Source organism: Pseudomonas sp. GM102 (assembly GCF_000282555.1).
GTDB lineage: Bacteria > Pseudomonadota > Gammaproteobacteria > Pseudomonadales > Pseudomonadaceae > Aquipseudomonas.
This window is the reverse complement of sequence record NZ_AKJB01000048.1, coordinates 19437-44826: the sequence shown is the minus strand read 5'-3', so window position 1 is coordinate 44826 and position 25390 is coordinate 19437. Positions and strand designations below refer to the sequence as shown.

Sequence of the window (25390 nt, the reverse complement as noted above, 5' to 3'; positions counted from 1 at the left end):
CACATCTGACAATGAAGCTTCCTACAAGGTATTCTCCTAGCACTATCGTTCCGTTATCCTTTTATCGATAGATCGCGTTCAAAACAGAACAGGGAGTTCATCGGGATGGGGCAGATGCTTAACAGCAATTTACTTAGAAAACTTGATATGCAGGACCTCATGGTGTTCGTCGCCGTGTATGAACAAAGCAGCGTCACCGCCGTCTCCGAAACCCTCGGGGTCAGCCAGTCCACCGTCAGCTATTCGCTGAAAAAACTGCGCACCGGCTTCGAAGATGATTTGTTCATCAACACCCGATCAGGAATGCGTCCAACCTACAAAGCCACCACCATGCACGAGCATGTGCTGAAGATTCTGGAAGGCATCAACTTCTGCCATTCCGGAGCTCAAGCCTTTGATCCGACTCTAAAAGCCGTCACCTTCAACATTGGCGCGTCGGAATACTTCGAACTGATGGTACTGCCGCGGCTGTTGAGGAACTTCGACTTCGCCAACCTGCCAGTGATCGTCAATGTGCAAAAACTCGATACCGCCCTGCCCGCCGATGAACTGCGCGATGGCAGTCTCGATCTGGTGATCTGCTTCGGTCACGACTTTCAACACAGCCATACTGGCTTAAAATCCCGGAGGCTGGTTGAAGACGAACTGGTTTACGTCTTCGATAAACGCGCAACCCCGCCGCAATTACGCCCAAGTTTGCGATCGTTCATTGAACATCGTCACGTGCTCTCTCCACACAAGACCTTCGACACCCACAGGGTCGATCACAAACGACAGCTTATCGCGCGATCCAATAGCTACAGGGCAGCCCTCAAGATGATCACCGGCACCGACCTCATCCTGACGCTACCGCGGCGCATTCAAACGCTGCTGACCAATGACGCGGTATTCAGTCATTGCGAAGCACCAAAGGGCTTGCCAGGATTTACCCTCGACATGCAATGGAGCGAAGCCAGCGACCAGGACTGCGCCAATACCTGGCTTCGCGAGCAAGTGGTCAAAGCCTGCGCAGAACAGGGTTTGCTCTGAACCCAAGACCTGGGCTGTCAGAGGCCGATGGCAGTCTTGGTGTAGGACTCGCGATCAATATCCAGAATTTCCGCACACAACTGCACTTCTACGTTGGCCGGCCATTCGCACAAGTCCTGCAACACTGCCAACAGGCTTTGCGACAACTGCTTCTTGATCTCCGCCGAACGCCCGCTCAACAGCGCCAGCTTCACATGCACGAACGCCCGCTCGCCCAGTGCCGTGCCCACCCTGAAAGTCTCGACCTTCACTGCACGAGACTTGATATCGAACTCAGCACCGAACTGGCCGGACGCGACCAACGCGTTGTTGAGCCGCATCAACGCCAGATCGGCATTCAACTCGGGCAAGTTGGCGGTGTATTCCATGTGCAGGTGGGGCATAACGGGGCTCCTGAAGATTGGCAGAAAGGTCGTACATATAACACAGAGCCGCCCTACTCACTGGGGCGGCGCAAGAGTCGCACGCTCACTCATGAACGCTTCCAGACGCGAGCGCAGCCAGCGCTCGGCCGGATCGCTGTCGACATGACTGAGCCAGACCATGGACAGGTCCAGGGTCGGCGTCTTGAACGGAAACGGCTCCTTGAACAGTTGGCCGGACGCGGCCATCGCTTCAGCCGTGTAATCCGGCAGGCTGGCGATCAGATCGGTGCCGGCGAGCAAGGCCGGCAACGAGCTGTACTGCGGAACGGACAGCACTACCTGGCGTGTACGACCGATCTCCGCCAGCCATTCATCGGCGTAGCCACTGACATTCGCGGTATGGGACACCAGCACGTGCGGCCGCGAGCAATATTCATCAAGGGTCAGCGGTGTGTCCGAGGCGTCTGCGCGCAAAATACTGGGCTGGATGTGTCGCAGCAATTTGCGCTTGGCGTTGGCTGGCAGGCCGCGGGTCTGGCTGATACCAACGGTGATATCACCAGACGCCAGTAGGTCGGGAATGCGCCAGTAGTCGACATGCTGAACCACGAACACCACCTTCGGTGCTTCCTGGCGCAAAGCACGCAGCAGCGGCGGTAACAGGCCGAACTCGACATCGTCCGACAGCCCGATGCGAAACGTCATAGTGCTGCTGAGCGGATCAAAATCATGGGTCAGGCTCAAGGCCACCGAGAGGGAATCCAGCGCCGGTGACAAGTGCAGAATAATTTCCTCGGCCCGCGCCGTCGGCTCCATGCGATGGCCGACCCGAATGAACAGCGGATCGTTGAACATCGTCCGCAAGCGGTTCAGCGCCGCACTGATGGTCGGCTGACCGAGGAACAGCTTCTCCGCCACCCGTGTGACGTTGCGTTCGAGCATCAATGTCTCGAACACCACCATCAGATTGATGTCGGCCTTGCGCAGTTCGTTGCGATTCATCCATTGCCCCCCGATCCCCAAGACTTGGATGACAGTTTAGGGAGGTGTCGTAATCGGCGTCTATGCGACTCAAGCAGTTTGCGTTTAATCCAAAAATGCAGACAGCGGCTTCGTCCTACAGCCCCTTCCTGATTTCGTCGTTCGTCTGGCAGGAAGCGATTGCGCCCCTAAGCTCAGCAACGTTTGGGGCAAAACGACCCTGACCACCGAAAACCATTTGAACTCAAAGGAGCCTCGCAATGGCTAGAGATAAAGCAAAAGACGACAAACACTTCAACTGCACCCAGGTTCATGAAGCCGACTACGTCGCAGGCCTTTACCCTCACGCAAAGGAAGAGGTTAAAACGTTCCTGGCCTTGGCTTGCAAGAACAACGCCCTGAACAACTCCACCCACAAGGAAGTCTACGACCTGATAAAAAGAAAACTGGGCCATTCACAGCCGTAAGACCGCCCGGTTAAAACGAAGCTGCTCCCATTGAGCAGCTTCGTCGCCCTCGAGCTTATATTTCCCTGACCGGGGTCTGATCGTGAGTCCCTTTGATCAGACTGATGGCATGCACGCAATCAGACTTGTTGACGTAAGCCTCCCCACTGGCAATCGTTTCATGATTTCCCGCCCGCAAACGCCAGCGCCATTGGCCCTTGCCGGTTTGTGCGATACCACGGGTTTGCCTGTAAATCTCAAAATACATTGATCGCTCCTTGCGACTGCTGATTACGACAGATCAGTGACCTGCGAAACCAGAGTAGATGAGGAATTTTTGAGGCAATGTCTTTCAATGTCAGGGGATGTTTCGAAGGTAGACCCTTGATTCACGAAGCGATCAACAAATACAGGGGGTGGTAATTAAAGCGACTCGCTGAAGTCAGTTTTCCCGTAAATATGCATATTTTTCTTACGTTGCTGTGCTGATTCATCCGACACCAAAAACCTGGGCAAAAGTAGGGACGAACCCGAAAGTGGCCGGTCGGAAAAATCTGCACAAACGAAAAAGCCCCGTAGCTTATTCAGCTACGGGGCTTTTTCTATGTAATGGCGGAGAGATAGGGATTCGAACCCTAGGTACCGGTGAAGGTACAACGGATTTCGAATCCGTCCCATTCGGCCACTCTGGCATCTCTCCAACGGCGCGCATCATAACAACACTTTTGCCGGAAGCGAACCCCCCTAAGCGAAATTTTTCCGTGCTATCAGATGCTTGCGTCGATTAAAGCGGTACGCCCAGACGATTGGCGACTTCTTCGTAAGCTTCGATGACGTCACCGAGGCCCTGACGGAAGCGGTCCTTGTCCATTTTCTTGCCGGTGGCCTTGTCCCACAGACGGCAGCCGTCCGGGCTGAACTCGTCGCCCAGGACGATGGAGCCGTCGGAGAAAACGCCGAACTCAAGCTTGAAGTCGACCAGCAGCAGGCCGGCGTCGTCGAACAGTTTGCTCAGGACTTCGTTGACCTTGAGCGACAGTTCTTTCATGCGAACCAGTTGCTCGGCGGTGCCCCAACCGAATGCCACGACGTGGGATTCGTTGATGAACGGGTCGCCCTTGGCGTCGTCCTTCAGGAACAGTTCGAAGGTGTAAGGGTTGAGCTTCATACCTTCTTCGACGCCCAGACGCTTGACCAGGCTGCCGGCGGCGTAGTTACGCACGACGCACTCGACCGGGATCATGTCGAGCTTCTTCACCAGGCATTCGTTGTCGCCCAGCAGTTTGTCGAATTGGGTCGGCACGCCGGCTGCTTCGAGTTTCTGCATGATGAAGGCGTTGAACTTGTTGTTCACCATGCCTTTGCGGTCGAGCTGCTCGATGCGCTTGCCGTCGAACGCCGAAGTGTCGTTGCGAAACAGCAGGATCAAGCGGTCAGCGTCATCGGTCTTGTAAACCGATTTGGCTTTGCCGCGGTAGAGTTCTTCACGTTTTTCCATGATGGGCTCCGCTTGCTAAGTAGGTGGGCTAGGCGATGTGTCGCCAGTCGAGCCCTGAATCTTGATCGGCCAGTTGCAGCCAGTCCGGGTCGCACCCGAGGGTGTCGACAAAACATTGCCGGGCCAGCTGCGGCAGGTTGTTCTTGCTGCTCAGATGGGCCAGGACCAGGTGTTGCAGGCCTTGCCAGCCCAACTCGGCCACCAGGAATGCCGCCTGATGGTTGTTCAAATGTCCCAATTCACCGCCCACCCGCTGCTTGAGAAAGTACGGGTAGTGACCGCGAGCCAGCATGTCACGGCAATGGTTGGACTCGATCATCAATGCATCGAGGTCCCGATAGCCGTCCAGCACCTTGTTGCAATACGAGCCCAGGTCGGTCAACAGGCCGAAACGCCGCTGACCGTCGCTGAAGACATACTGCGTCGGCTCCTGTGCATCATGGGCCACGGCAATGACGCCGATGCTCAGGTTACCGATTTGCAGTTGCTCGCCGCCAGCCAGAAAGCCTGCGGGTTCAATCGGTTTGCGCATCCCGCGCAGGGTCCCGCGACTGAGGTAGACAGGCAGATTGTAACGCCGAGACAGCAAACCCACGCCATGCACGTGGTCGGCATGTTCGTGGGTCACGAGTATCGCGCTCAGCTGCGAAGGGTTCACACCCAGTCGCAGCAGGCGTTTTTCGGTTTCTCGCAGGGAGAAACCACAATCCACCAGTACATACGTGTCATCGCTGGCTATCAGCGTGCCGTTCCCTTGGCTACCGCTGCCGAGAACGGCAAAACGCATGTGATCAGCCCAGGTTGTCCTGAATCACGGTCAACACTTTACGCGCCACGTCTGCTGGCGCCACGGTGTTGATGTTTTTCTCGACGGTGACTTGCACGTTCTCGCCAACCTTGCTCAGGCGAACCTGATAACGCTCGGCGCGGGCTTCAACTTCTTCCTTGTCCGGCTTGCTGCCGAACAGACTGCCGAAGAAACCTGGCTTCTCGTCCTTTTTCTCGGCTTTTTCGGCGAGGTTGATGTAGTACAGGCCCAGGCTGCGGTTGATGTCTTCAACACGCCATTCGCCCTGTTCCAGCGCACGACCGACACTCGACCAGGCACGATCCAGATCGGAACCGACGTTGAGCACCGGGTTGCCGCTGCCATCTTCGGTCAGGCTGACACGACTTGGCGTATCGAAATCACGAGAGGCCAGCATGGAGACCGAACCGCCCTTCTCCGAGGTGCGGCTCATGCTTGCCAGCATGTCGTCGACCAGTGCTGCGTCCAGGCCGGTGTTAACCGAACGATTGGTGAAATCCACATTGGCGGTGCTGCCGGCAGGACGCTCGGCGCTGACCACATAGACTTCACTGGTGTTGCGCTGAACGCCTGGTTCGATACGCACCCGCACACGGCTTTCACTGTCGGCGCCGACACCGGCTGCGCTCAGGCGCTTGGCCATTGCTGCGGACAGTTCATCGGAACGCTGCCAGGTGGTGGTGAATTCGCCAGTTTGTGGGCGTTGCTCGTCCAGACGGAAACCGTTGTCCTGGAAGAACTGCACGGCCACGGGCCAGACTTCGGCCGGTGGGTGCTGGGCCATGACCCAACGCGAATCGCCGCTCTTCTGCAGGGTGTAGTCGCTGGCATCAGCCGCTGCCGACAACGGCTGCGGACGAGGCACGATGTATTCGCCCTTGGCGGTGTCGTCGGCCACGTTGCGCGGGATCGGCAACAGCGGATCCAGACGCTTGGCGGTGCTGACGTCCGGTGGCAGTTGCATCGGTGCAGTCTGTTGCGCTTCCAGGTAGTCGCTACCACGGTCACGGAAATAACCTTCCGGGCCCCAGATCCATCCGCAGCCACTGGTGCTGGAGATAATCAAGGCAAGTGCGGAAAGTCCGGCCAATCGCTTCATGCGTAGTACTTCCTCAATTAAACCAGGACGCCGGACTGGCGCATGGCCTGCCGCAGCGGTTCGTGACAGGCAGCACTGAGCCAGGTGAGCGGCAGACGGATACCGTCCGGCATCAAGCCCATTTCATGCAGTGCCCATTTCACGGGGATAGGGTTGGATTCGATAAACAGGGTTTTATTGAGCGGCATCAGCTTTTCGTGGATAGCCCGGGCTTTGACGGCATCACCAGCCATGGCCGCGGCACACAACTCGCTCATGGCGCGCGGTGCGACGTTGGCGGTCACCGAAATATTGCCCTTGCCGCCGAGCAGCATCAGCTCGACCGCGGTCGCGTCGTCACCGGAATACACCAGGAAGTCGCTGCTCACGCCGGCCAGGATGTCCTTGGCGCGCTGCAGGTCGCCCGTGGCTTCCTTGATGCCGATGATGTTCTTCACGGTCGACAGGCGGATCACCGTCTCGGCCTGCATGTCGCATGCGGTACGGCCCGGCACGTTGTAAAGGATCTGCGGGATGTCGACGGCTTCGGCGATGGCCTTGAAGTGCTGGTACAGGCCTTCTTGCGTCGGCTTGTTGTAATAAGGAGTTACCAGCAGGCACGCGTCGGCGCCGGCGTTCTTCGCGTTGGTGGTCAGTTCGATCGCTTCGCGCGTCGAATTGGCGCCCGTACCGGCGATCACCGGAATACGCCCTGCAACCTGGGCAACCACGCGACGAATCACTTCGATGTGCTCGTTCACGTCAAGCGTGGCCGACTCACCTGTAGTGCCGACCGCCACGATGGCGTTGGTGCCCTCTTGCAGGTGGAAGTCCACCAGTTTGCTCAGGCTGTCCCAGTCGAGACGACCCTGTGCATCCATGGGTGTGACCAGTGCCACCATACTGCCCGCAATCATGCAACCGCTCCTGCCGGAAAAAGAGAGCGGTAATGGTACTGGCGCCAAGATGCTTGTACAAGCGAAGTACTGCGCTGCTGCCATTCCCCTTGGCGCTGCTTTTCGCTACCCTTCAGACTTTGATCGGTACTGATAAGCTCGTACGCCGCGTTCCAGCCTCCATTTTCGGCATCACAAGCCCCGATCCAGCGTTGCCACCCCTCGCTCTTGCCATACTGGAGCACGTTGCAACCTTCGGCCGGGTTTTCTGAATTCGCATCCGCAGGCTCGTCCCGGTAAAAAAAGCCTATAAAAGTATCGACCGCTCATCGCTTTAGGAATGCTGCATGTCCACCCCCACAGTTCGCGAACAATTCCTTGTCATCAGTGCCCTCGGCGCCAACCCCATGGAGCTGACTAACGTCCTGTGCCGCGCCAGCCATGAAAACCGCTGCGCCGTGGTCACCTCTCGCCTGACGCGTCATGGCGAATGCAGTGCGTTGATCCTTGAAATCTCAGGCAGCTGGGACGCCCTGGCGCGCCTCGAAGGCAGCCTGCCAGTGCTGGCCAAACGGCACGCCTTCACCGTTAACGTGGTCCGCAGCGCTGCCCTGGAGAACCGTCCCCAGGCACTGCCCTACGTTGCCTACGTCAGCTCGGCCTACCGTCCGGACATCATCAACGAGCTGTGCCAGTTCTTCATGGATCACAACGTCGAGCTGGAGAACTTGACCTGCGACACCTATCAGGCCCCGCAGACAGGCGGCACCATGCTTAACGCCACGTTTACCGTGACCTTGCCGGCCGGCACCCAGATCAGCTGGTTGCGTGACCAGTTCCTGGATTTCGCCGACGCCATGAACCTGGACGCACTGATTGAACCGTGGCGCCCACAAAACCCAATGTAAGGAAGCTTTCATGGCCGTAGCCATCGACCAACCGGTTGCCGACTTCGAAGCACCCGCCACCAGCGGGCAATCCGTCAGCCTCGCGGGCCTCAAAGGCAAGCAGGTGGTGATTTACTTCTATCCGAAGGACAGCACACCGGGCTGCACCACCCAGGGTCAGGGTTTTCGTGATCAGCTTGACGCCTTTAAAGCCGCCAATACCGAAGTTTTCGGCGTGTCTCGCGACAGCCTGAAATCCCATGAAAACTTCAAGGCCAAGCAGGCGTTCACTTTCGAGCTGATCAGTGACAAAGAAGAAGCGCTGTGCCAGCTGTTCGACGTGATCAAGCTGAAAAAGCTCTACGGCAAAGAATATATGGGCGTTGATCGCAGCACGTTCCTGATCGACAAGAACGGCGTACTGCGTCAGGAATGGCGCGGCGTGAAGGTGCCGGGGCATGTGGATGCGGTTTTGGCTGCTGCTCAGGCGCTGAACAAGGCCTGATTATTTGGGCGCCTGTCCGGACGCCTTCGCGGGCAAGCCTCGCTCCTACAAGATTTCAAACCCTGGATGTAGGAGCGAGGCTTGCCCGCGAAGAGGCCCTCGAGGCTGACAATTAAAGCAGCGGTGCCACCACCGGTTCTTTGCGCGGCCAGGCATCCAGCACGGCCTTGAACAGCGTCGCCAGGGGAATCGCAAAGAATACGCCCCAAAAGCCCCACAACCCGCCAAACAACAGCACCGCACAAATGATCGCCACCGGGTGCAGGTTGACCGCTTCCGAGAACAGCAGCGGCACCAGCACGTTGCCGTCCAGTGTCTGGATGATCCCGTAGACCGCCATCAAATAGATGAACTGGTCGCTCCAGCCCCACTGGAACAGTGCAATCAGCAGCACTGGCACGGTCACCACCACCGCCCCGACGTAAGGCACCACCACCGACACACCCACCAGCAACGCCAACAGCGCCGAATAGTTGAGCCCCAGCGCCACGAACGCGATGTAAGTCACGCCACCGCAAATGAAGATTTCGATGACCTTGCCGCGAATGTAATTGGCGATCTGCCGGTTCATTTCCTGGGCGACCCGGGTGATCAGCGCCCGCTCGCGCGGCAGATAACCGCGCACCCACTGGCCGATCATCTCCCGGTCCTTGAGAAAGAAGAACACCAGGATTGGCACCAGCACCAGGTAGATCATGATGTTCACCAGCAGCGGCAGACTCGACAGCGAGAATGTCAGCGCCCACTGGCCGAACTTGCCGATCTCGCCCCGTGCCACTTCGATCGCCTGCAGCACTTGCTCATCCGACACCAGGTGCGGGTAGCGCTCAGGCAGCAGCAACAGCAGCGACTGCCACTTGGCGAGCATCCCGGGCAATTCGTTGAACAGCGTGATCAATTGGTGCCAGAGCAGTGGTACCACGACGATGATAAAGACCAGCAACAACCCCATGAACAACGCGAAAACCAGCCCCACCGCCACGCCACCCGGCACGCGCAGGCGTTCGAGGGTCACCACCAGCCCCTGCATCAGATACGCCAGCACCATACCGGCCAATACGGGCGCGAGCATTCCACCCAAGGTAAGCACCGCGGTAAATGCCAGAAACAGCAGCACCGCCAGCACCACGGCTTCTTCATCCGAGAAATAGCGCTGAATCCAGTCGCGTAACACCTTGAACATCAATAATCCTTAAAAACGAACGCAGCAGGTTTCAGGCTTTTTTCAACCAATAGCGGTAAACGCCCGCCTCATCTTCTTCACGAAGCAGCGTATGACCGGCCAATCGGGCAAAGGTGCGAAAGTCGCGCTGGGAACCTGCATCGGTGGCGATCACCTTGAGTACCGCACCGCTGGCCAGTCGGTTGAGCTCCAGTTTGGCTTTGAGCAACGGCAACGGACAATTCAGACCGCTGGCGTCCAGTTCGGCGTCGTGGGTTACAGCGTCAGTCATCGAATCACTCCGGGGCAGGGGGTTAAGCAGCTTAGAATATCTGGTCCCAAGCGTAGTGTCCGGCTACAGTAAGGTCTTTGTCGACTAAGGCTTTGTGCATGACTTTTTTGCGCCCTACCCTGCTGACGCTCGCTTGCCTGCTCGCCTCACCGGGCTTCGCCGACGACTTGCCGTCACTTGGTGACGCCAGTTCTGCCATCGTCTCGCCGCAACAGGAACACCAATTGGGCCGTGCCTGGCTGGCGCTGTTGCGCAGTCAGGTGTCGCAGCTCAACGATCCGCAGCTCAAGGATTACGTCGAATCCAGCGTCTACCGTTTGGTAGAAACCAGCCAGGTCAATGACCGGCGCCTGGAGTTCATCCTGATCAACAGCCCGCAGCTCAACGCTTTTGCCGCGCCGGGCGGAATCGTCGGCGTCAACGGTGGCTTGTTCCTCAATGCCCAGACCGAGGGTGAATATGCTTCGGTAATGGCCCACGAACTGGCTCACTTGTCGCAGCGTCACTTCGCCCGCGGTGTCGAAGCGTCGCAACGCATGCAAGTGCCCATGATGGCTGCGCTGCTGGCTGGCATCGTGATTGCCGCGGCCGGTGCAGGCGATGCAGGGATCGCGGCCATTGCCGGTACTCAGGCAGCGGCGATTCAGGAACAACGACGCTTCTCGCGCCAGAATGAACAGGAAGCCGACCGTATCGGCATCATGAATCTGGAAAAGGCCGGTTACGATCCGCGCTCGATGCCGACCATGTTCGAACGGCTGATGCGCCAGTACCGCTTCGACGCCAAGCCACCAGAATTCCTGCTGACTCACCCGGTAACCGAATCGCGGATCGCCGACACCCGCAACCGCGCCGAACAGGCCAAACCGGGCGGTATCGAAGACAGCATGCGTTATCAGCTGATTCGGGCGCGCGTGCAACTGATCTATGAAGAAACCCCAGGCTTGGGCGCCAAGCGCTTTCGGGCCCAACTCGATGAAAACCCGAAAAACGATGTCGCGCGCTATGGCTTGGCAATCGCCCAGATCAAGGGTGGCCAGTTAAATGAGGCTCGGGAGAACCTCAAGCTGCTGCTGGCCAAATCGCCGAACGAGATCATCTACAACCTGGCGCAGGTCGATCTGGACATCACCAATAATCGTCTGCCCGATGCTCAATCTCGGGTCGACCGAATGCTCACTCAATACCCCGGCAACTACCCGCTGAATCAGGTGCGCGTCGACCTGTTGCTCAAGCAGAATCGAGCGGCCGAAGCGGAAAAAGCACTGGAGACCCTGCTCAAGAGCCGACCCGATGATCCGGACGTCTGGTACATGGTGGCCGAGACTCGTGGCCTGTCGGGCAACATCATCGGCCTGCATCAAGCTCGCGCAGAGTACTTTGCGCTGGTCGGCGACTATCGCCAGGCAATCCAGCAACTGGACTTCGCCAAGCGCAAGGCTGGCAGCAACTTCCCGCTGTCATCGCGGATCGACGCACGGCAACGTGAGTTGATGGAGCAGGAACGCATGGTCAAGGACATGATGGGCTGACCGCTTCAGAAACAAAAAATCCAGGTACAAAAAAACCGCCTCTTTCGAGGCGGTTTTTTATTCAGCCGACAACCGGTTTATTCAGCCAGTTTGAAGGTGATGAAGCTGGCGCGTCCTTGACGCAGAACCCGCATCGACACCGAGCGGTTTTTCGGCAGCGCCTTGGCAATGTCCGTGAACTCCTTGGAGGAGCCAATCGCCTGGTTGTTCAGGTGAGTGATCACGTCGCCCGGCTGCAAGCCGATCAGGGCAGCAGGGCCATCCTGAACTTCCTTGATAACCACACCACCCTTGAGGTCGAGGGTTTTCTTCTGCTCTTCGGTCAACTCAACCACGGAAACACCCAGGCGATTGCTGCTGCGCTCGACGCTGGATTTAGGCAGGGCTTCCAGCTCTTTGCCTTCCTCAGGGATAGCGCCGACGGTCAGCTCGACGTTCTTGCGTTTGCCTTCGCGGATCACTTCAAGATCGGCTTTCGAGCCAGCCTTCAGCGCGCCCACCAAGTGCGGCAGATCGGCGGACATGACGATCGGTTGACCGTTCATGCTGAGGATCACGTCGCCCACTTGCAGGCCGCCCTTGGCAGCCGGACCGTCATCCTGGATCTGAGCCACCAGCGCACCGGCCGGCTTCTCGAGACCGAACGACTCGGCCAGATCCTTGTTCACTTCCTGGATGACTACGCCCAACCAGCCACGGCTGACTTTACCGCCGCTTTTCAGCTGATTGGAAACGTCCATCGCCACATCGATAGGGATCGCGAACGACACGCCCATGAAGCCGCCGGAACGGGTGTAGATCTGCGAGTTGATGCCGACCACTTCACCGGCCAGGTTGAACAGCGGACCACCGGAGTTGCCCGGGTTGATCGGCACGTCGGTCTGGATGAACGGCACATAGTTTTCGTTCGGCAGGCTACGGCCGATGGCGCTGACGATACCTTGGGTCACCGTGTGATCAAAGCCGAACGGCGAACCGATGGCCACGACCCACTGACCGGCTTTCAGGTCCTGCGACTTGCCAAGCTTCAGAACCGGTAGGTCCTTGCCTTCGATTTTCAGCAAAGCGACGTCAGAGCGCGGATCGGTACCGATCAGCTTGGCCTTCAATTCACTGCGATCGGCGAGGCGCACGAGAATTTCGTCGGCATCGGCAATCACATGGTTGTTGGTCAGGATGTAACCGTCGGACGAAATGATAAAGCCCGAGCCCAGGGACTGGGCTTCACGCTGACGATCGCCACGGGGGGAACGCGGCTGCTGCGGCATGCCTCGTTCAAAGAACTCGCGCAGCATCGGCGGCAAGCCTTCAAGGTCAGGCATTTGCTCGCTGGACACCTTACGGTCCGGCAGCTTCTGGGTAGTACTGATGTTAACCACCGCGGGCGAGGCTTGCTCGACCAACTGCGTGAAGTCAGGCAACTCGACCGCTTGCGCAGCGACCGCCTGACCGAGCACTAGCACGGTGGCAAAAATGGAGAGATAAGACTTCAAGCGTGGTATCGACATACGGCTCCCGTTACGACGAGCATGGTTAAGCGATATGGAGCAAGGAACACCGGAAACGATACGCCGGTATTTTTGTTCCGGGAACAACAAACAAGGCCAGAGCCGAGGGGGCTCTGACCTATAAAAAATTTTCGGGATATTTGCAAATGAAAATGCTCGGCAAAACATTTCGAGACATTAATGGCGCGACAGCCATTACCGATCCCTGCTCCAACCAGCCCCTGATGGGCGAGCATGGCTGATCAGCTCACTGCTTGCTGGTAGCCGCGGCATCGTTGCGCATGGACAGCGCAATCCGTTCGGCGGTGCCAATCGGTATTTCACCGACCACGGTCACCATCATCTCGCCTTGCGGTGTAGTCAATCGCCGGGAGACAGCGACGGTTGGCCCCAGCTGGGTGCGCGTGTCAGTGACTGTTGCGCCATTCAACGGCTCAAGGAACACCGAGAATCGGGCCAGACCGTCGTCGAACATCAGACTGTTGACCTGGGCTTTGGTCTCCGGGTCCTTGTGAGAGGTACTGCTGGTCAGCTCGAAACCTGGCGGTAACCAGTCCGAATGCCAGACCTGCGCAGTTTTGACGGCGGAAGCCTTGTCACTGTCGAGGGTAATGGTTTTGCAATCAGAACCTGCCTGCAAATCGCTGTCGGAAGGCACCTCGGCAGTATCCAGTCGGGTGAACTGGAACCGCTCCAGCAGTTGCCCTTTGTCATTGAGCAACAATGACTTCAACGGCAAACCGGTTTCCTTGTCCAGATGCAGCTCAAAACCGTAGCGATGCTGATCGCGAGGCTTTAACGACACGATCACTGCCGAACGCCCGGCCACACGCGACTTGCCGATGACGGCAAGGTCATACCAATTCTTTAGCTTTTGTGGATCGAGTGCACGAGCGGTGGAGTTGGGTGAGTCCCCCAGCCCTGCTATCAGTGTGCCGCTAACGCATTGAGTATGCCCATCAATGCGCACGACTTCCTGTGCCGAGCCGTCGAGCTGGAGTAAACGCTCGCGGACCTTGCCATCCTGGACGCGATGCCAGATGTTATGGGTAGAGAAACTACCGTTACGCTCGTAGACGAAAGTACCGTGAAAGCTCTGCGTTTGCTCCGCCTGTCCCAGACGCTTCAGCCAGTCCTGGGCTTCATCGGCGTGGGCTGGAACAACAAACCAGCCACTGAGCAGAAGCGTAAGTAGAGGTATGGCGCGCATGATCCTCCTTAACGGTTTTCCAGGCTTGCTGCACGAGCGTAAGGCAGAGCGCTCTCAGTACCTTTCAATGCAGCCTGTTGAGCATGTTGGCGCAAGTAACCTGGCAGACGCTGATCGTGCCAGCCTGGTTGACCTTGCAATACGCCGTTGGCCATAGGGCCAGTGGCTTCCGAACTCTCATTGTAGCCTGCCAATACAGCGGGGCCCTTGACCTGAGGAGCGGTCAGACCCGGTTGACTGGATTGCTGGGCCAACTCGACACCGGCGATCTCGTCCTGGTTGTACAGACGAACACCCGCCAGCACGGCAACGGTCACCGAAGCAGCGACTGCCAGACGACCCAGGCTGCGCCATGGACCGCGAGAAGCTTTTGCCGGTACGGCTTCGTCAGCCAGCGCAGCAGAAACTGCCGCAGCGATGTCCAGACGAGGAAGCAACAAATCCTTGTGCATAACTGCCCGAGCGATCTGGTAACGAGCCCAGGTATCGCGGGTTTCAACATCGTCGAAGGCATTCAACACCCGACGCAATTCCAATTCGTCCGCTTCGTTATCCATCACTGCGGACAGCGATTCCTGCAGGGCTTCACGACTCATGGCGTTCCTCTCTTGGCTGTCGCCGCTGTCTCAGTTTTCCTGCAACAACGGCTGCAGGGCTTTATCGATGGCCTCCCGGGCGCGGAAAATCCGGGAGCGCACGGTACCCACCGGACACTGCATGACGCTGGCAATGTCCTCGTAACTCAGACCATCGAATTCACGTAAAGTTAAAGCCGTACGCAAATCTTCTGGCAGTTGCTGAATGGTTCGATGGACGGTGCCTTCGATCTCATCCCGCAGCAATGCACGTTCTGGCGACTCGAGATCCTTGAGGCCATGATCGCCATCGTAGAACTCTGCATCCTCGGAACTGACATCGCTATCCGGCGGCCGACGGCCGCGTGAAACCAGATAGTTTTTCGCCGTGTTGATGGCGATGCGGTAAAGCCACGTATAAAACGCGCTGTCTCCGCGAAAATTACCAAGTGCACGGTATGCCTTGATAAAGGCTTCCTGTGCGACATCCTGGGCTTCATGGGTGTCGTGCACGAAACGCACGATCAACCCGAGAATTTTGTGCTGGTATTTCAGCACTAGCAGATCGAAAGCTCGCTTGTCGCCGCGTTGAACGCGCTCGACCAGCTGCTGATCCTCTTCCTGGGTTAGCATGAACACTCCTCGATAAGCTCGAAGGAGGCTTGCATTACTGAACGACCAGACTTGCAAACATAGACTCGGGCTTTTCGCAAAAGTTCTCCCCCTTCAAGCAAGTTTCCGGCGCGCTCTGATTTGGCACGCACGAAAAGCGCAGCGCGGGATAACCCGGCTGCGCGAATAATCTTGTCATCGGATTCGTCAGCAAGGACCCAACCGCAAGTCCCGCACCGAAGCCGACACTGTCCCTTGTTTCAGGCAACCGTCTATTGATCTTGGGCCTTTGGCAAAAGTTCCATATTTATAGCTGCCCGAAACCGGCATTGTGCAACTGTGAAGAGAAAAAGACTGTTAAATCCACGATACAGTTGCCTTGTCGCCGAAGCCGTCAAAAAAACTTCCGACGAAGCGTCCAGCCTTTTCCGTCACAGTAGTTTCACAATGCCATGTGAGCCCGGCTATTGTGCCGCTCCCCCCCTCTATATACTAGTGGGCTGTATGGCTGTCTTGACTCGCCGATCCAGCTGTCTTGCGCCAACCCCGTCCCGGGTCGCTTTGAGCGGAATCCTGAAATGAGCCAACAGTTTCAACACGATGTTCTGGTAATTGGCAGCGGTGCTGCCGGCTTGAGCCTTGCGCTGACCTTGCCCGGTCATTTGCGCATCGCCGTATTGAGCAAAGGCGACCTCGCCAATGGCTCAACTTTCTGGGCCCAGGGCGGTGTCGCTGCCGTTCTGGATGACACTGACACTGTCGAATCCCATGTCGATGACACCCTCAACGCCGGCGGTGGCCTGTGCCATGAAGACGCTGTGCGCTTTACTGTCGAGCACAGCAGAGAGGCGATTCAATGGCTGATCGACCAAGGCGTGCCTTTTACCCGCGATGAACAGTCCGGCACCGAAGACGGTGGTTTCGAGTTTCACCTGACCCGCGAAGGCGGTCACAGCCATCGGCGCATCATCCACGCTGCCGATGCGACGGGCGCGGCGATCTTCAGAACCCTGCTCGATCAGGCCAAGCAGCGCCCCAACATCGAACTGCTGGAGCAGCGGGTCGCGGTCGACCTGATCACCGAAAAGCGCCTGGGCCTTGAAGGCGATCGTTGCCTCGGCGCCTATGTGCTCAACCGCGGTACCGGTGAAGTCGATACCTACGGCGCACGCTTCGTGATCCTTGCCTCGGGCGGCGCGGCAAAGGTTTACCTCTATACCAGCAACCCCGACGGGGCTTGTGGTGATGGCATCGCCATGGCCTGGCGTTCGGGCTGCCGGGTGGCGAACCTGGAGTTCAACCAGTTCCATCCCACCTGCCTTTATCACCCACAAGCCAAGAGTTTCCTGATCACCGAAGCCCTGCGCGGCGAAGGTGGCCACCTGAAGCTGCCCAATGGTGAACGCTTCATGCAGCGTTTCGACCCACGGGCCGAGCTGGCACCACGGGACATCGTTGCCCGCGCCATCGACCATGAGATGAAGCGCCTGGGTATCGACTGCGTCTACCTGGACATCAGCCACAAGCCTGAAGACTTCATCAAGACGCACTTCCCGACGGTCTATGAGCGCTGCCTGGAATTCTCCATCGATATCACCAAGCAACCGATTCCGGTGGTACCCGCAGCGCACTACACCTGCGGCGGCGTGATGGTCGATCAGCGGGGACGCACCGATGTGCCGGGCCTGTATGCGATTGGCGAAACCAGCTTCACCGGCCTGCATGGCGCCAACCGCATGGCCAGCAACTCCTTGCTGGAATGTTTCGTTTACGCCCGTTCGGCTGCTGCGGACATTCTTGAACAGTTGCCAGAAGTGTCGATTCCGACCGCCCTGCCCGTTTGGGATGCGAGCCAGGTTACCGATTCGGACGAAGACGTAATCATTGCGCACAACTGGGACGAACTGCGGCGATTCATGTGGGACTATGTCGGCATCGTGCGGACCAACAAACGTCTGCAACGAGCTCAGCACCGAGTGCGTCTGTTGCTGGACGAAATCGACGAGTTCTACAGCAACTACAAGGTCAGCCGGGATTTGATCGAGTTGCGTAACCTTGCTCAGGTTGCCGAACTGATGATCCAGTCAGCCATGGAGCGCAAGGAAAGTCGCGGCCTGCATTACACCCTCGACTACCCGAACATGCTGCCGGTCGCCCTGGACACTATTCTGGTGCCGCCCACCTACGCCGACTGAACTTGAGCCGAACCCGCAGGCGTCGGTGCACATCCGCCGCCTGCGAATCCCGCGGCACACAGATCGCCCTGACCCGTCGCTCATCGCGCAGACGAAAACGCAGTACCACAATCAATGGCAACGCCAGACTGTCCGGCCGCAGCTGCACGGGCTGCCATCCCATCGCCTCATTCCACAATTGCCAGCCATCGGCATCGCGACGCAAGCCGCGAAACGCCTGCGGGTGTGTCAACAAAATCTGACGCGGCAATGCCCAAGCGCCATGAGTCAGGCAGCAAAACGCGCCGAGCAAACTGGCCCAGACCGGTAGGGAAAGAAGAAACAACGAACCCAGCGCGAAAAGCTGGGCCAGAAGATACGCCGCCAGCAAATGCCGTGAGGCATGCCAGCGGCATTCGAACGCGTTACTTGGGCTGGACACGATCCAGGATCATGCGAACCATGCGCTGAAGCTCCGGGTCTTCCGATTCGGCACGTTCCATGAACCAGCCGAACATGTCCTGATCTTCGCATTCGAGCAGCCTGACGTAGCATGCGCGATCGACCTCGTTGAGGTGCGGGTAAACCTCTTTCACAAACGGCACCAGCAACACGTCAAGCTCAAGCATGCCGCGGCGGCTGTGCCAGTAGAGGCGATTCAGTTCAACATCTTCGACCATGGAGCGCTCCTCAAATAGGCGGCAAGTATACAGCCCCGGGCCCGCTCGAACAGTCGGCTTTGGTCGCCCCCATCGATCCTTTGTGAACTACCCATTTCATGGGCGCCCCCTTATGATGTCCCTCGGACTCTTTACCCTGCGATGACCCATGGCCGATTCTGCTTTTTTCTGCACCCTGTCTCACGAAGGCGTTCTCGCGGTACGCGGCGCGGATGCCGGCAAATTCCTGCAAGGCCAATTGACTTGCAACCTTAATTACCTGAGTGACACCCAGGCCAGCCTTGGCGCGCGCTGCACGCAGAAAGGCCGGATGCAGTCGAGTTTCCGCATTCTGCTGGAAGGCGACGGTGTGCTCATGGCGATGGCCAGCGAGCTGATCGAGCCGCAACTGGCGGACCTGAAAAAGTACGCGGTGTTCTCCAAATCGAAACTGACCGATGAAAGTGCCTGCTGGGTTCGCTTTGGCCTTGAGCATGGCGATGCGGCACTGACCAGCCTGGGCCTGGAACTACCGGCAGAAACCGACAGCGTGGTGCGCAATGACGGCCTTATCGCCCTTCGCGTCTCGCCGGATCGCGCTGAACTCTGGGTTCGTGCCGATCAAGCCGACACCATCAAGGGCAAGCTGTCCGCTCTGTTGGCCGAAGGTGAATTGAATCAATGGCTGCTGGGCCAGATCCGCGCCGGAATCGGGCAGGTCATGCCGAGCACCCGCGAGCTGTTCATTCCGCAGATGCTCAATCTGCAAGCCGTCGGTGGCGTGAGTTTCAAGAAAGGTTGCTACACCGGCCAGGAAATCGTCGCGCGCATGCAATACCTGGGCAAGCTCAAGCGCCGTCTGTATCGCCTGCAGCTGGAAGCCAGCGAATTACCGGAGCCCGGTACCCAACTGTTCTCCCCGACCCACAGCAGTTCGATCGGTGAAGTGGTGCTGGCCGCCCGCGCCGGGCAAAACATTGAACTCCTGGCCGTGCTGCAAGCCGAAGCTGCAGAAGATGGCAACCTGCACCTTGGCGCACTCGAAGGTCCGGGCCTGCATCTGCTCGACCTGCCTTACCAACTGGATCGTGATCGCGAAATCCAGCGTTAACAGCAGCACTTGTCGCAATACCCTAGAGAAAAGAAATGAGCGAGCTGGCGGATAAGGTCCAACAGGATTTGGTTGAGGCCATCGATAACGATGACCTGGTTCTGCCAACGTTACCGGAAGTGGCCCTGCAGATTCGCAAGGCCGCCGAAGACCCGGAAATCAGTGTCAGCACACTGAGCAAAGTGATTGGCCGCGATACCGCGCTGTCGGCGCGCCTGATCAAAGTGGTCAACAGCCCGTTGCTGCGCGCGACCCAGGAAGTGACTGATCTGCACACGGCCATCACCCGGCTGGGCGTCAATTACAGCAGCAACCTGGCCATCGGCCTGGTGATGGAACAGATTTTCAACGCCCGTTCCGAAGTGGTGGAACAGAAAATGCGCGAAGTCTGGCGCAAGAGCCTGGAAATCGCCGGCGTCAGCTATTCGTTGTGCCGCAATTACACACAGCTCAAGCCTGATCAGGCCGCGCTCGGCGGGCTCGTGCATCAGATTGGTGTACTGCCGATCCTGACCTACGCCGAAGATCACTATGAATTGCTGTCTGACCCGGTCAGCCTCAACCATGTGATCGACCGGATTCACCCACTGCTCGGCGATAAATTGCTCAGGGTCTGGGAGTTTCCGGAGATGCTGGTGCAACTGCCGGGGCTGTATCTGGATTTCAAGCGGCAATCGGAACGGGTCGATTATGTCGATCTGGTGCAAGTGGCTAGCCTGTATTGCCACAAGGACACCGATCATCCACTGGCCCGTATTGATCCATTCAGCGTACCGGCCTTCAAGAAGCTGGGGATCGATCCGGAGAACAAGGCGATGTGCAAGGATCTGGAAGAATCGCGGTCGATGTTTTACTAAGAGCTTCGCGGGCAAGCCTCGCTCCTACAAAAGCATCGTATATATTTTGTAGGAGCGAGGCTTGCCCGCGAAGAGGCCATAACAAACACCATCACTCCCCCGCAATAAAACTCACCCGCACCTTCAACCCCGCCCGCTCGCCATCATGCAGGCTGATCTGCGCCAGGTGGGCGCGGCAGATCTCGCCGACGATGGCCAAGCCCAACCCCGATCCAGCCACCTGTTCGTTACGCCGATAAAAACGCTCGAACACCCGATCCCGTTCTTCAAGGGGAATTCCCGGACCATCGTCCTCGACCTCCAGCACCGCTGGCGCCATGACCCGCAAGATCACATTGCCGCCCGGCGGCGTGTGGGCCAGCGCGTTGTCCACCAGGTTGCTCAACAGTTCATTCAACAACGTCGGCTCGCCGCGCAGCCACACCGGCTCATCGGCTTCCAGCGCCAGCGCCACGCCACGTGCATGGGCCAACGGCGCCATGGCCATGCCCAGTTCACGGGCCAACTGACTGAGGTCGAGCAATTGCGCACCGCCCTCGGCAATGGCCCGGGCGCCATTCTCGACCCGTGCCAGCGAAAGCAATTGATTGGCCAGATGGGTCAGGCGATCCGTGCCTTGGGCGGCGGTTTCCAGGGTGCTGCGCCAGGTTTCGGGTTCGTTCGACCGCATACCCAGTTCGAGCCGTGCCTTGAGCGCCGCTAACGGAGTACGCAATTCGTGGGCGGCGTCGGCGATGAACTGCGCCTGGCGCTCGAACTGTCCGCGCAAACGCTCGGTAAAGTGATTGAGCGCACGCACCAGCGGCCCCAACTCGTGCTGCACTTCCACCAAGGGCAATGGCCGCAAGTCATCGGGCTGACGTTCTTCCACCGCCGTGCGCAAGCGCTCCAGCGGACGCAGTGCCGCACTGACCGCAAACCACACCAGCAGCAATGCACCGATCGCCAGCATGCCCAGACGCAACAACGTGTCGGCCATCAGGCTACGAGCCATGCGGACCCGTGCCTCATCGGTTTCCGCCACGCGGATTTCCGCCATGCCGTTCATGTTCGGCTCGCTGACCGCTTTGAGCAGGCTGACCACTCGCACGTTCTGCCCTTGATAAGTGGCGTTATAGAAACGCGCCAGCGCCGGATAATCATCGGTACGCGGCGTTCCCGGCGGCGGTGCCGGCAGGTTTTCATAGCCCGAGATCAGCTTCTGGTTGATGTCGTTGACCAGGTAAAAAATTCGCCCGGCGCTGTCGTAGGCGAATGTATCGAGGGCCACGTAAGGCACGTTGGCGCTGAGGCTGCCGTCGCGCTGGGACAGGCCGGCGGCGATGGTCCGCGCCGAGGCCAGCAAGGTCCGGTCATAAGCGGTGTCAGCGGCTTCGCGACCGTTCCAGTACGCGCTCAAACCACTGGCGAGCATCAACACCACCAACAACAGCGCGAGGTTCCACAGCAACCGCCAACGCAGGCTGCTGAGCTTATGCATCGCGACTTTCCAGCAGATAGCCAAGGCCGCGGAAGGTCACGATAGCTACCGGTTGGCCGTCGAGTTTCTTGCGCAAGCGGTGAACGTAGATTTCGATGGCATCGGGACTGGCCTCCTCGTCCAGACCGAAGACCTGGGCGGCCAGTTGCTCCTTGCTCATCACCCGACCGGGACGGGCGATCAGGGCCTCGAGCACCGCCTGTTCACGGGAGGTCAGAGTCAGCAATTCTTCGCCAAGGGTGAAGCGCCGGGTGTCCAGATCATAGGCCAGCACGCCACAACGCTGCTGGCGTTCACCGCCGAGCACGCTGCGGCGCAGCAAGGCTTTGACCCGGGCTTCGAGCTCTGTCAGTTCGAAGGGTTTGGCCAGGTAATCGTCGGCCCCAAGGTTCAGGCCATGGACCCGATCCTTGACGTCGCTGCGAGCGGTGAGCATCAGCACCGGCAGGTTCTTGCCCCGGGCCCGAAGGCGCGCCAGCACTTCGAAGCCATCCATGCGCGGCAGGCCGACATCGAGGATCGCCACCGCGTATTCCTCGCTGCTCAAGGCCAGGTCGGCTGCCACACCGTCGTGCAACACATCCACGGTCAGCCCGGTGCTCTTGAGCGCCTGAGCGACACTTTCGGCAAGCTGCAGATGGTCTTCAACGAGCAGAACACGCATGGATCTTTACCTCATTCAGGGATGGTCGACGCCATTCTTTGGCGCGGAGTTTACAGCCGCATCCGTCGCTGTGAAGCCCGAAAACCGTGAAAGTCAGCTGAAAGGTTAGCGAAAGGTTGGCCGGTTAGAGTCCAGCCACGGACAGTTTCGACTGCCGTTGCTAGTGCCCATAGCAGTACGAAAAACGCCTCGAAGCGTTTTCGCCAATAAGAACAATAAACGGAGTACGTCACCATGCTGTCCATGCAGCTCCAGGCTTGCCCGCCTGCTCGTTTTTCCCGCCTCAGCCACACCGCCCTTGCCAGTGCCGCCGCCCTCGCCGGCTTTTCGCCGTTGAGCCAGGCTGCCTTCTTCGAAGACAGTACGGCAACCTTCGAAACCCGCAACATGTATTTCAACCGCGACTTTCGCGACGGTACCAGCGCCCAGCAATCCAAGCGGGACGAATGGGCCCAGGGGTTCATGCTCAATCTGCAATCGGGTTACACCGACGGCACCGTGGGGTTCGGTGTCGATGCGCTGGGCATGCTGGGGGTAAAACTCGATTCAAGTCCGGACCGCACCGGCACCGGCCTGTTGCCGACCCATGACGACGGGCGCGCGGCGGATGAATATTCCAAGCTCGGCCTGACCGGCAAAATGAAAATCTCCGCCACGGAACTGAAAATCGGCAGCCTGATTCCGGAATTGCCGATTCTCAAAGCCAACGACGGGCGCATTCTGCCGCAGACCTTTGAAGGCGGCCTGCTGACCTCCAAAGAAATCAAGAACCTGACCTTCACCGGCGGGCGTCTGGAGAAAGCCAAGGACCGCGACAGCACCGACTTCGAGGACATCGCCCTCAACAACAAGAACAGCCGTTTCGCCGGCACCGTGGCCGGCAAGCACTTTGATTTTGGCGGCGTGGATTACAAGTTCACCGACAAGATCACCGGCAGCTACCACTTCGCCCAACTCGATGAAATCTACAACCAGCACTTCCTTGGCGTGGTCGCCTCGCAACCGTTCGGCCCCGGCACGTTCGGCACCGACCTGCGATTGGCCATCAGTGACGACGAGGGCGCAGCCCGGGGTGGCAAGATCGACAACCAATCCCTGAACGGGCTGGTGAGCTATGCCTTGAGCGGGCATAAATTCAGCGCCGGTTATCAGCACATGTCCGGTGACAGCGCCTTCCCTTACGTCGACGGCAGTGATCCGTACCTGGTCAACTTCGTGCAGATCAACGACTTTGCCGGCGCCGAAGAACGCTCCTGGCAAGCGCGTTACGACTATGACTTCTCCAAACTCGGTATTCCGGGCCTGAGCTTCATGAGCCGTTACCTGAGCGGTGACAACATCAAGCTCAAGAACGGTGATGAAGGCAAAGAGTGGGAACGCAACACCGAGATCAAATACGTCGTACAAAGTGGCGCCCTGAAAGATGTCGCCGTACGCCTGCGCAATGCCACCTACCGTTCCAACTACTCCGCTCGCGATGCCGATGAAGTGCGTCTGCTGGTGAGCTATAGCGTTGCACTTTGGTAATTCAGTACGTCCATAACAAAAATCCCAAGGAGACTTGAATGAACCTCTCACTGCGTAAAGTTGCTCTGGCCGCCGGCGTCATGCTGTTCGCCGGCCAATTGATGGCCGAACCGAAACGTCCGGAATGCATCGCCCCGGCCTCGCCAGGCGGCGGTTTCGACCTGACCTGCAAACTGGCGCAAAGCGCGCTGGTGAATGAAAAACTGCTGACCAAACCGATGCGCGTGACCTACATGCCCGGCGGTGTCGGCGCGGTGGCGTACAACGCGGTGGTCGCCCAGCGTCCAGCCGATGCCGGCACGCTGGTGGCGTGGTCCAGCGGTTCGCTGCTGAACCTGGCACAAGGCAAGTTCGGTCGTTTCGATGAAACCAACGTTCGTTGGCTGGCCGCCGTCGGCACCAGCTATGGCGCCATCGCGGTGAAAAGCGATTCGCCTTACAAGACCCTGGACGATCTGGTTCAGGCGCTGAAGAAAGATCCGAGCAAAGTGGTGATCGGTTCCGGCGGCACCGTCGGCAGCCAGGACTGGATGCAAACCGCACTGATCGCCAAGGCGGCCGGGATCAACCCGCGCGACCTGCGTTATGTCGCCCTCGAAGGCGGCGGTGAAATCGCCACCGCCTTGCTCGGTGGCCACATCCAGGTCGGCAGCACCGACATCTCCGACTCCATGCCACACATCCAGAGCGGCGACATGCGTCTGCTCGCGGTGTTCTCCGAGAAGCGTCTGGACGAGCCGGAAATGAAGAACATTCCGACGGCTAAAGAGCAAGGCTACGACATCGTCTGGCCCGTGGTTCGCGGCTTCTACCTCGGGCCAAAAGTCAGCGACGAAGACTACGCCTGGTGGAAAGACGCCTTCGACAAACTGCTGGCCTCCGAGGACTTCGCCAAGCTGCGCGATCAGCGTGAACTGTTCCCGTTCGCCATGACCGGCCCGGAGCTCGACACCTACGTGAAGAAGCAGGTCGCGGACTACAAAGTGCTGGCCAAAGAGTTCGGCCTGATCCAGTGATCGCCTCTGTCTAGCGGCTACGACCCTGGTTCTCGGGGTCGTGGCCCAGGAGTTCCTCATGCTCATACAACGCATTTTTGCTTCGGTGCTGTTGCTGGCCTGTCTGTGCCTGATACTGATGGCCTGGCCCTATCAGGCTCCGTTTTCCTATGAACCCATCGGTCCCCGCGCCTTCCCGTTATTGATGTTGGGCCTGATGGGGCTGGGGCTGGTTTACATGGTATTTCGCCCGTCGCCGATCATCCACACGACTGACGATCCACCGATGGATCGCGAGACCCTGCACAAGATTGGCCTTTGCGTGCTGTTGTTGCTGATCTTCGCCGGTCTGTTCGAACCCTTGGGCTTCATCCTCAGCAGCCTGTTGATCGGCATTCCAATGGCGCGCCTGTACGGCGGACGCTGGTTGCCGAGCGCGGTGATCATCAGCCTGATGAGTATCGGCCTGTACCTGCTGTTCGACAAAGTCATGGACGTCCCGCTGCCTTTGGGCCTGCTTGACGTTTTGGAGAACTGAT

At 58.5% G+C, this 25390-nt stretch carries 28 protein-coding genes and 1 tRNA gene; 11 read left to right on the top strand and 18 right to left on the bottom strand.

Annotation, left to right across the window (positions count from 1 at the left end; genetic code table 11):
• Positions 1-114: 114 nt before the first annotated feature.
• On the top strand, positions 115-1029 hold the full coding sequence (locus PMI18_RS19525; RefSeq protein ID WP_033036235.1) for a LysR family transcriptional regulator: 915 nt from the start codon (positions 115-117) through the stop codon (positions 1027-1029).
• Positions 1030-1046: 17 nt separating this feature from the next.
• On the opposite strand, the gene PMI18_RS19530 is transcribed toward PMI18_RS19525, so the two are convergent.
• On the bottom strand, positions 1047-1412 hold the full coding sequence (locus PMI18_RS19530; RefSeq protein WP_007898675.1) for a 5-carboxymethyl-2-hydroxymuconate Delta-isomerase: 366 nt from the start codon (positions 1410-1412) through the stop codon (positions 1047-1049).
• A 57-nt stretch (positions 1413-1469) separates the two neighbouring features.
• A complete protein-coding gene (locus tag PMI18_RS19535) occupies positions 1470-2396 on the bottom strand; it encodes a LysR family transcriptional regulator (protein WP_007898674.1) in 927 nt (308 codons plus the stop codon).
• A gap of 239 nt (positions 2397-2635) precedes the next feature.
• On the opposite strand from PMI18_RS19535, the gene PMI18_RS19540 reads away from it, so the two are divergent.
• On the top strand, positions 2636-2842 hold the full coding sequence (locus PMI18_RS19540; RefSeq protein ID WP_007898673.1) for a hypothetical protein: 207 nt from the start codon (positions 2636-2638) through the stop codon (positions 2840-2842).
• 55 nt (positions 2843-2897) lie between these two features.
• Here the strand turns inward: PMI18_RS19540 and PMI18_RS19545 are convergent, their stop codons facing one another.
• The 6 genes from PMI18_RS19545 to dapA all read right to left on the bottom strand — a co-directional run bounded on the left by PMI18_RS19545 (position 2898) and on the right by dapA (position 7122).
• Positions 2898-3089, bottom strand: coding sequence for a YegP family protein (locus PMI18_RS19545; RefSeq protein WP_007898672.1), 192 nt, complete (start codon positions 3087-3089; stop codon positions 2898-2900).
• Positions 3090-3431: 342 nt separating this feature from the next.
• Positions 3432-3521 (bottom strand) — tRNA-Ser (locus tag PMI18_RS19550).
• Positions 3522-3605: 84 nt separating this feature from the next.
• The gene (gene purC, locus PMI18_RS19555; RefSeq protein ID WP_007898671.1) at positions 3606-4319 is read right to left on the bottom strand and encodes a phosphoribosylaminoimidazolesuccinocarboxamide synthase; all 714 of its coding nucleotides are present in this window, start codon (positions 4317-4319) and stop codon (positions 3606-3608) included.
• 28 nt (positions 4320-4347) lie between these two features.
• On the bottom strand, positions 4348-5106 hold the full coding sequence (locus PMI18_RS19560; RefSeq protein WP_007898669.1) for an MBL fold metallo-hydrolase: 759 nt from the start codon (positions 5104-5106) through the stop codon (positions 4348-4350).
• Between the two features lie 4 nt (positions 5107-5110).
• Positions 5111-6226 (bottom strand): outer membrane protein assembly factor BamC, encoded by a 1116-nt coding sequence (gene bamC, locus PMI18_RS19565; RefSeq protein ID WP_007898666.1) that lies wholly within the window; start codon positions 6224-6226, stop codon positions 5111-5113.
• 17 nt (positions 6227-6243) lie between these two features.
• The gene (gene dapA / locus PMI18_RS19570; protein ID WP_007898664.1) at positions 6244-7122 is read right to left on the bottom strand and encodes a 4-hydroxy-tetrahydrodipicolinate synthase; all 879 of its coding nucleotides are present in this window, start codon (positions 7120-7122) and stop codon (positions 6244-6246) included.
• Between the two features lie 326 nt (positions 7123-7448).
• Between dapA and PMI18_RS19575 the strand changes: the two genes are divergently transcribed.
• Positions 7449-8009: a glycine cleavage system protein R gene (locus PMI18_RS19575; RefSeq protein WP_007898662.1), complete on the top strand. Its 561-nt coding sequence runs from the start codon at positions 7449-7451 to the stop codon at positions 8007-8009.
• A gap of 10 nt (positions 8010-8019) precedes the next feature.
• Positions 8020-8493 (top strand): peroxiredoxin, encoded by a 474-nt coding sequence (locus tag PMI18_RS19580; protein WP_007898660.1) that lies wholly within the window; start codon positions 8020-8022, stop codon positions 8491-8493.
• 112 nt (positions 8494-8605) lie between these two features.
• Here PMI18_RS19580 and PMI18_RS19585 read toward each other — a convergent pair whose 3' ends face one another.
• Both PMI18_RS19585 and PMI18_RS19590 read right to left on the bottom strand, forming a co-directional pair.
• Positions 8606-9676, bottom strand: coding sequence for an AI-2E family transporter (locus PMI18_RS19585; protein WP_007898658.1), 1071 nt, complete (start codon positions 9674-9676; stop codon positions 8606-8608).
• Between the two features lie 31 nt (positions 9677-9707).
• Positions 9708-9947, bottom strand: coding sequence for a sulfurtransferase TusA family protein (locus tag PMI18_RS19590; RefSeq protein WP_007898654.1), 240 nt, complete (start codon positions 9945-9947; stop codon positions 9708-9710).
• A gap of 98 nt (positions 9948-10045) precedes the next feature.
• Here PMI18_RS19590 and PMI18_RS19595 point away from each other — a divergent pair, with 98 nt between their 5' ends.
• Positions 10046-11479 (top strand): M48 family metalloprotease, encoded by a 1434-nt coding sequence (locus PMI18_RS19595; protein ID WP_007898653.1) that lies wholly within the window; start codon positions 10046-10048, stop codon positions 11477-11479.
• Positions 11480-11556: 77 nt separating this feature from the next.
• Here the strand turns inward: PMI18_RS19595 and PMI18_RS19600 are convergent, their stop codons facing one another.
• From PMI18_RS19600 to rpoE, 4 genes are all read right to left on the bottom strand, one after another.
• The gene (locus PMI18_RS19600; protein ID WP_007898652.1) at positions 11557-12987 is read right to left on the bottom strand and encodes a DegQ family serine endoprotease; all 1431 of its coding nucleotides are present in this window, start codon (positions 12985-12987) and stop codon (positions 11557-11559) included.
• A 247-nt stretch (positions 12988-13234) separates the two neighbouring features.
• A complete protein-coding gene (locus PMI18_RS19605; protein WP_007898650.1) occupies positions 13235-14197 on the bottom strand; it encodes a MucB/RseB C-terminal domain-containing protein in 963 nt (320 codons plus the stop codon).
• A gap of 8 nt (positions 14198-14205) precedes the next feature.
• The gene (locus tag PMI18_RS19610; RefSeq protein ID WP_007898648.1) at positions 14206-14793 is read right to left on the bottom strand and encodes a sigma-E factor negative regulatory protein; all 588 of its coding nucleotides are present in this window, start codon (positions 14791-14793) and stop codon (positions 14206-14208) included.
• A 30-nt stretch (positions 14794-14823) separates the two neighbouring features.
• Complete coding sequence (rpoE, locus tag PMI18_RS19615) at positions 14824-15405, bottom strand: RNA polymerase sigma factor RpoE (protein ID WP_003172477.1); 582 nt, start codon at positions 15403-15405, stop codon at positions 14824-14826.
• A gap of 557 nt (positions 15406-15962) precedes the next feature.
• Here rpoE and nadB point away from each other — a divergent pair.
• Complete coding sequence (gene nadB / locus PMI18_RS19620; protein ID WP_007898626.1) at positions 15963-17579, top strand: L-aspartate oxidase; 1617 nt, start codon at positions 15963-15965, stop codon at positions 17577-17579.
• On the opposite strand, the gene PMI18_RS0129460 is transcribed toward nadB, so the two are convergent.
• Both PMI18_RS0129460 and PMI18_RS19625 read right to left on the bottom strand, forming a co-directional pair.
• Positions 17548-18000 carry a protein YgfX gene (locus tag PMI18_RS0129460; RefSeq protein ID WP_033036219.1) on the bottom strand — a complete coding sequence of 151 codons (453 nt, stop codon included), beginning with the start codon at positions 17998-18000 and terminating at the stop codon, positions 17548-17550. The genes nadB and PMI18_RS0129460 overlap by 32 nt on opposite strands.
• The gene (locus tag PMI18_RS19625; RefSeq protein ID WP_007898624.1) at positions 17984-18238 is read right to left on the bottom strand and encodes an FAD assembly factor SdhE; all 255 of its coding nucleotides are present in this window, start codon (positions 18236-18238) and stop codon (positions 17984-17986) included. Before PMI18_RS19625 ends, PMI18_RS0129460 begins: the two co-directional genes overlap by 17 nt.
• 148 nt (positions 18239-18386) lie before the next feature.
• On the opposite strand from PMI18_RS19625, the gene ygfZ reads away from it, so the two are divergent.
• Complete coding sequence (gene ygfZ / locus PMI18_RS19630; RefSeq protein ID WP_007898618.1) at positions 18387-19328, top strand: CAF17-like 4Fe-4S cluster assembly/insertion protein YgfZ; 942 nt, start codon at positions 18387-18389, stop codon at positions 19326-19328.
• Positions 19329-19363: 35 nt separating this feature from the next.
• On the top strand, positions 19364-20185 hold the full coding sequence (locus PMI18_RS19635) for an HDOD domain-containing protein (protein WP_007898617.1): 822 nt from the start codon (positions 19364-19366) through the stop codon (positions 20183-20185).
• 91 nt (positions 20186-20276) lie between these two features.
• Here the strand turns inward: PMI18_RS19635 and PMI18_RS19640 are convergent, their stop codons facing one another.
• Together PMI18_RS19640 and PMI18_RS19645 are read right to left on the bottom strand one after the other, a co-directional pair.
• Positions 20277-21665 carry a sensor histidine kinase gene (locus PMI18_RS19640; RefSeq protein ID WP_007898615.1) on the bottom strand — a complete coding sequence of 463 codons (1389 nt, stop codon included), beginning with the start codon at positions 21663-21665 and terminating at the stop codon, positions 20277-20279.
• Positions 21658-22329: a response regulator gene (locus PMI18_RS19645; RefSeq protein WP_007898613.1), complete on the bottom strand. Its 672-nt coding sequence runs from the start codon at positions 22327-22329 to the stop codon at positions 21658-21660. Before PMI18_RS19645 ends, PMI18_RS19640 begins: the two co-directional genes overlap by 8 nt.
• A 234-nt stretch (positions 22330-22563) precedes the next feature.
• Between PMI18_RS19645 and PMI18_RS19650 the strand changes: the two genes are divergently transcribed.
• The 3 genes from PMI18_RS19650 to PMI18_RS19660 are packed head-to-tail and all read left to right on the top strand — an operon-like array spanning position 22564 to position 25389.
• On the top strand, positions 22564-23856 hold the full coding sequence (locus PMI18_RS19650) for an OprD family porin (protein WP_007898610.1): 1293 nt from the start codon (positions 22564-22566) through the stop codon (positions 23854-23856).
• A gap of 38 nt (positions 23857-23894) precedes the next feature.
• Positions 23895-24872 carry a Bug family tripartite tricarboxylate transporter substrate binding protein gene (locus PMI18_RS19655; RefSeq protein WP_007898608.1) on the top strand — a complete coding sequence of 326 codons (978 nt, stop codon included), beginning with the start codon at positions 23895-23897 and terminating at the stop codon, positions 24870-24872.
• Between the two features lie 58 nt (positions 24873-24930).
• Entirely contained in the window at positions 24931-25389 is a 459-nt protein-coding gene (locus tag PMI18_RS19660; protein WP_007898606.1) for a tripartite tricarboxylate transporter TctB family protein, read from the top strand.
• The last annotated feature ends 1 nt before the right edge of the window (position 25390 follow it).

Excerpts from the sequence above, each read along its gene's own strand:
- PMI18_RS19525 (WP_033036235.1), top strand. The coding sequence starts at position 115 with ATGCTTAACAGCAATTTACTTAGAAAACTTGATATGCAGGACCTCATG.
- PMI18_RS19530 (WP_007898675.1), bottom strand. The coding sequence starts at position 1,412 with ATGCCCCACCTGCACATGGAATACACCGCCAACTTGCCCGAGTTGAAT.
- PMI18_RS19535 (WP_007898674.1), bottom strand. The coding sequence starts at position 2,396 with ATGAATCGCAACGAACTGCGCAAGGCCGACATCAATCTGATGGTGGTG.
- PMI18_RS19540 (WP_007898673.1), top strand. The coding sequence starts at position 2,636 with ATGGCTAGAGATAAAGCAAAAGACGACAAACACTTCAACTGCACCCAG.
- PMI18_RS19545 (WP_007898672.1), bottom strand. The coding sequence starts at position 3,089 with ATGTATTTTGAGATTTACAGGCAAACCCGTGGTATCGCACAAACCGGC.
- purC (WP_007898671.1), bottom strand. The coding sequence starts at position 4,319 with ATGGAAAAACGTGAAGAACTCTACCGCGGCAAAGCCAAATCGGTTTAC.
- PMI18_RS19560 (WP_007898669.1), bottom strand. The coding sequence starts at position 5,106 with ATGCGTTTTGCCGTTCTCGGCAGCGGTAGCCAAGGGAACGGCACGCTG.
- bamC (WP_007898666.1), bottom strand. The coding sequence starts at position 6,226 with ATGAAGCGATTGGCCGGACTTTCCGCACTTGCCTTGATTATCTCCAGC.
- dapA (WP_007898664.1), bottom strand. The coding sequence starts at position 7,122 with ATGATTGCGGGCAGTATGGTGGCACTGGTCACACCCATGGATGCACAG.
- PMI18_RS19575 (WP_007898662.1), top strand. The coding sequence starts at position 7,449 with ATGTCCACCCCCACAGTTCGCGAACAATTCCTTGTCATCAGTGCCCTC.
- PMI18_RS19580 (WP_007898660.1), top strand. The coding sequence starts at position 8,020 with ATGGCCGTAGCCATCGACCAACCGGTTGCCGACTTCGAAGCACCCGCC.
- PMI18_RS19585 (WP_007898658.1), bottom strand. The coding sequence starts at position 9,676 with ATGTTCAAGGTGTTACGCGACTGGATTCAGCGCTATTTCTCGGATGAA.
- PMI18_RS19590 (WP_007898654.1), bottom strand. The coding sequence starts at position 9,947 with ATGACTGACGCTGTAACCCACGACGCCGAACTGGACGCCAGCGGTCTG.
- PMI18_RS19595 (WP_007898653.1), top strand. The coding sequence starts at position 10,046 with ATGACTTTTTTGCGCCCTACCCTGCTGACGCTCGCTTGCCTGCTCGCC.
- PMI18_RS19600 (WP_007898652.1), bottom strand. The coding sequence starts at position 12,987 with ATGTCGATACCACGCTTGAAGTCTTATCTCTCCATTTTTGCCACCGTG.
- PMI18_RS19605 (WP_007898650.1), bottom strand. The coding sequence starts at position 14,197 with ATGCGCGCCATACCTCTACTTACGCTTCTGCTCAGTGGCTGGTTTGTT.
- PMI18_RS19610 (WP_007898648.1), bottom strand. The coding sequence starts at position 14,793 with ATGAGTCGTGAAGCCCTGCAGGAATCGCTGTCCGCAGTGATGGATAAC.
- rpoE (WP_003172477.1), bottom strand. The coding sequence starts at position 15,405 with ATGCTAACCCAGGAAGAGGATCAGCAGCTGGTCGAGCGCGTTCAACGC.
- nadB (WP_007898626.1), top strand. The coding sequence starts at position 15,963 with ATGAGCCAACAGTTTCAACACGATGTTCTGGTAATTGGCAGCGGTGCT.
- PMI18_RS19625 (WP_007898624.1), bottom strand. The coding sequence starts at position 18,238 with ATGGTCGAAGATGTTGAACTGAATCGCCTCTACTGGCACAGCCGCCGC.
- ygfZ (WP_007898618.1), top strand. The coding sequence starts at position 18,387 with ATGGCCGATTCTGCTTTTTTCTGCACCCTGTCTCACGAAGGCGTTCTC.
- PMI18_RS19635 (WP_007898617.1), top strand. The coding sequence starts at position 19,364 with ATGAGCGAGCTGGCGGATAAGGTCCAACAGGATTTGGTTGAGGCCATC.
- PMI18_RS19640 (WP_007898615.1), bottom strand. The coding sequence starts at position 21,665 with ATGCATAAGCTCAGCAGCCTGCGTTGGCGGTTGCTGTGGAACCTCGCG.
- PMI18_RS19645 (WP_007898613.1), bottom strand. The coding sequence starts at position 22,329 with ATGCGTGTTCTGCTCGTTGAAGACCATCTGCAGCTTGCCGAAAGTGTC.
- PMI18_RS19650 (WP_007898610.1), top strand. The coding sequence starts at position 22,564 with ATGCTGTCCATGCAGCTCCAGGCTTGCCCGCCTGCTCGTTTTTCCCGC.
- PMI18_RS19655 (WP_007898608.1), top strand. The coding sequence starts at position 23,895 with ATGAACCTCTCACTGCGTAAAGTTGCTCTGGCCGCCGGCGTCATGCTG.
- PMI18_RS19660 (WP_007898606.1), top strand. The coding sequence starts at position 24,931 with ATGCTCATACAACGCATTTTTGCTTCGGTGCTGTTGCTGGCCTGTCTG.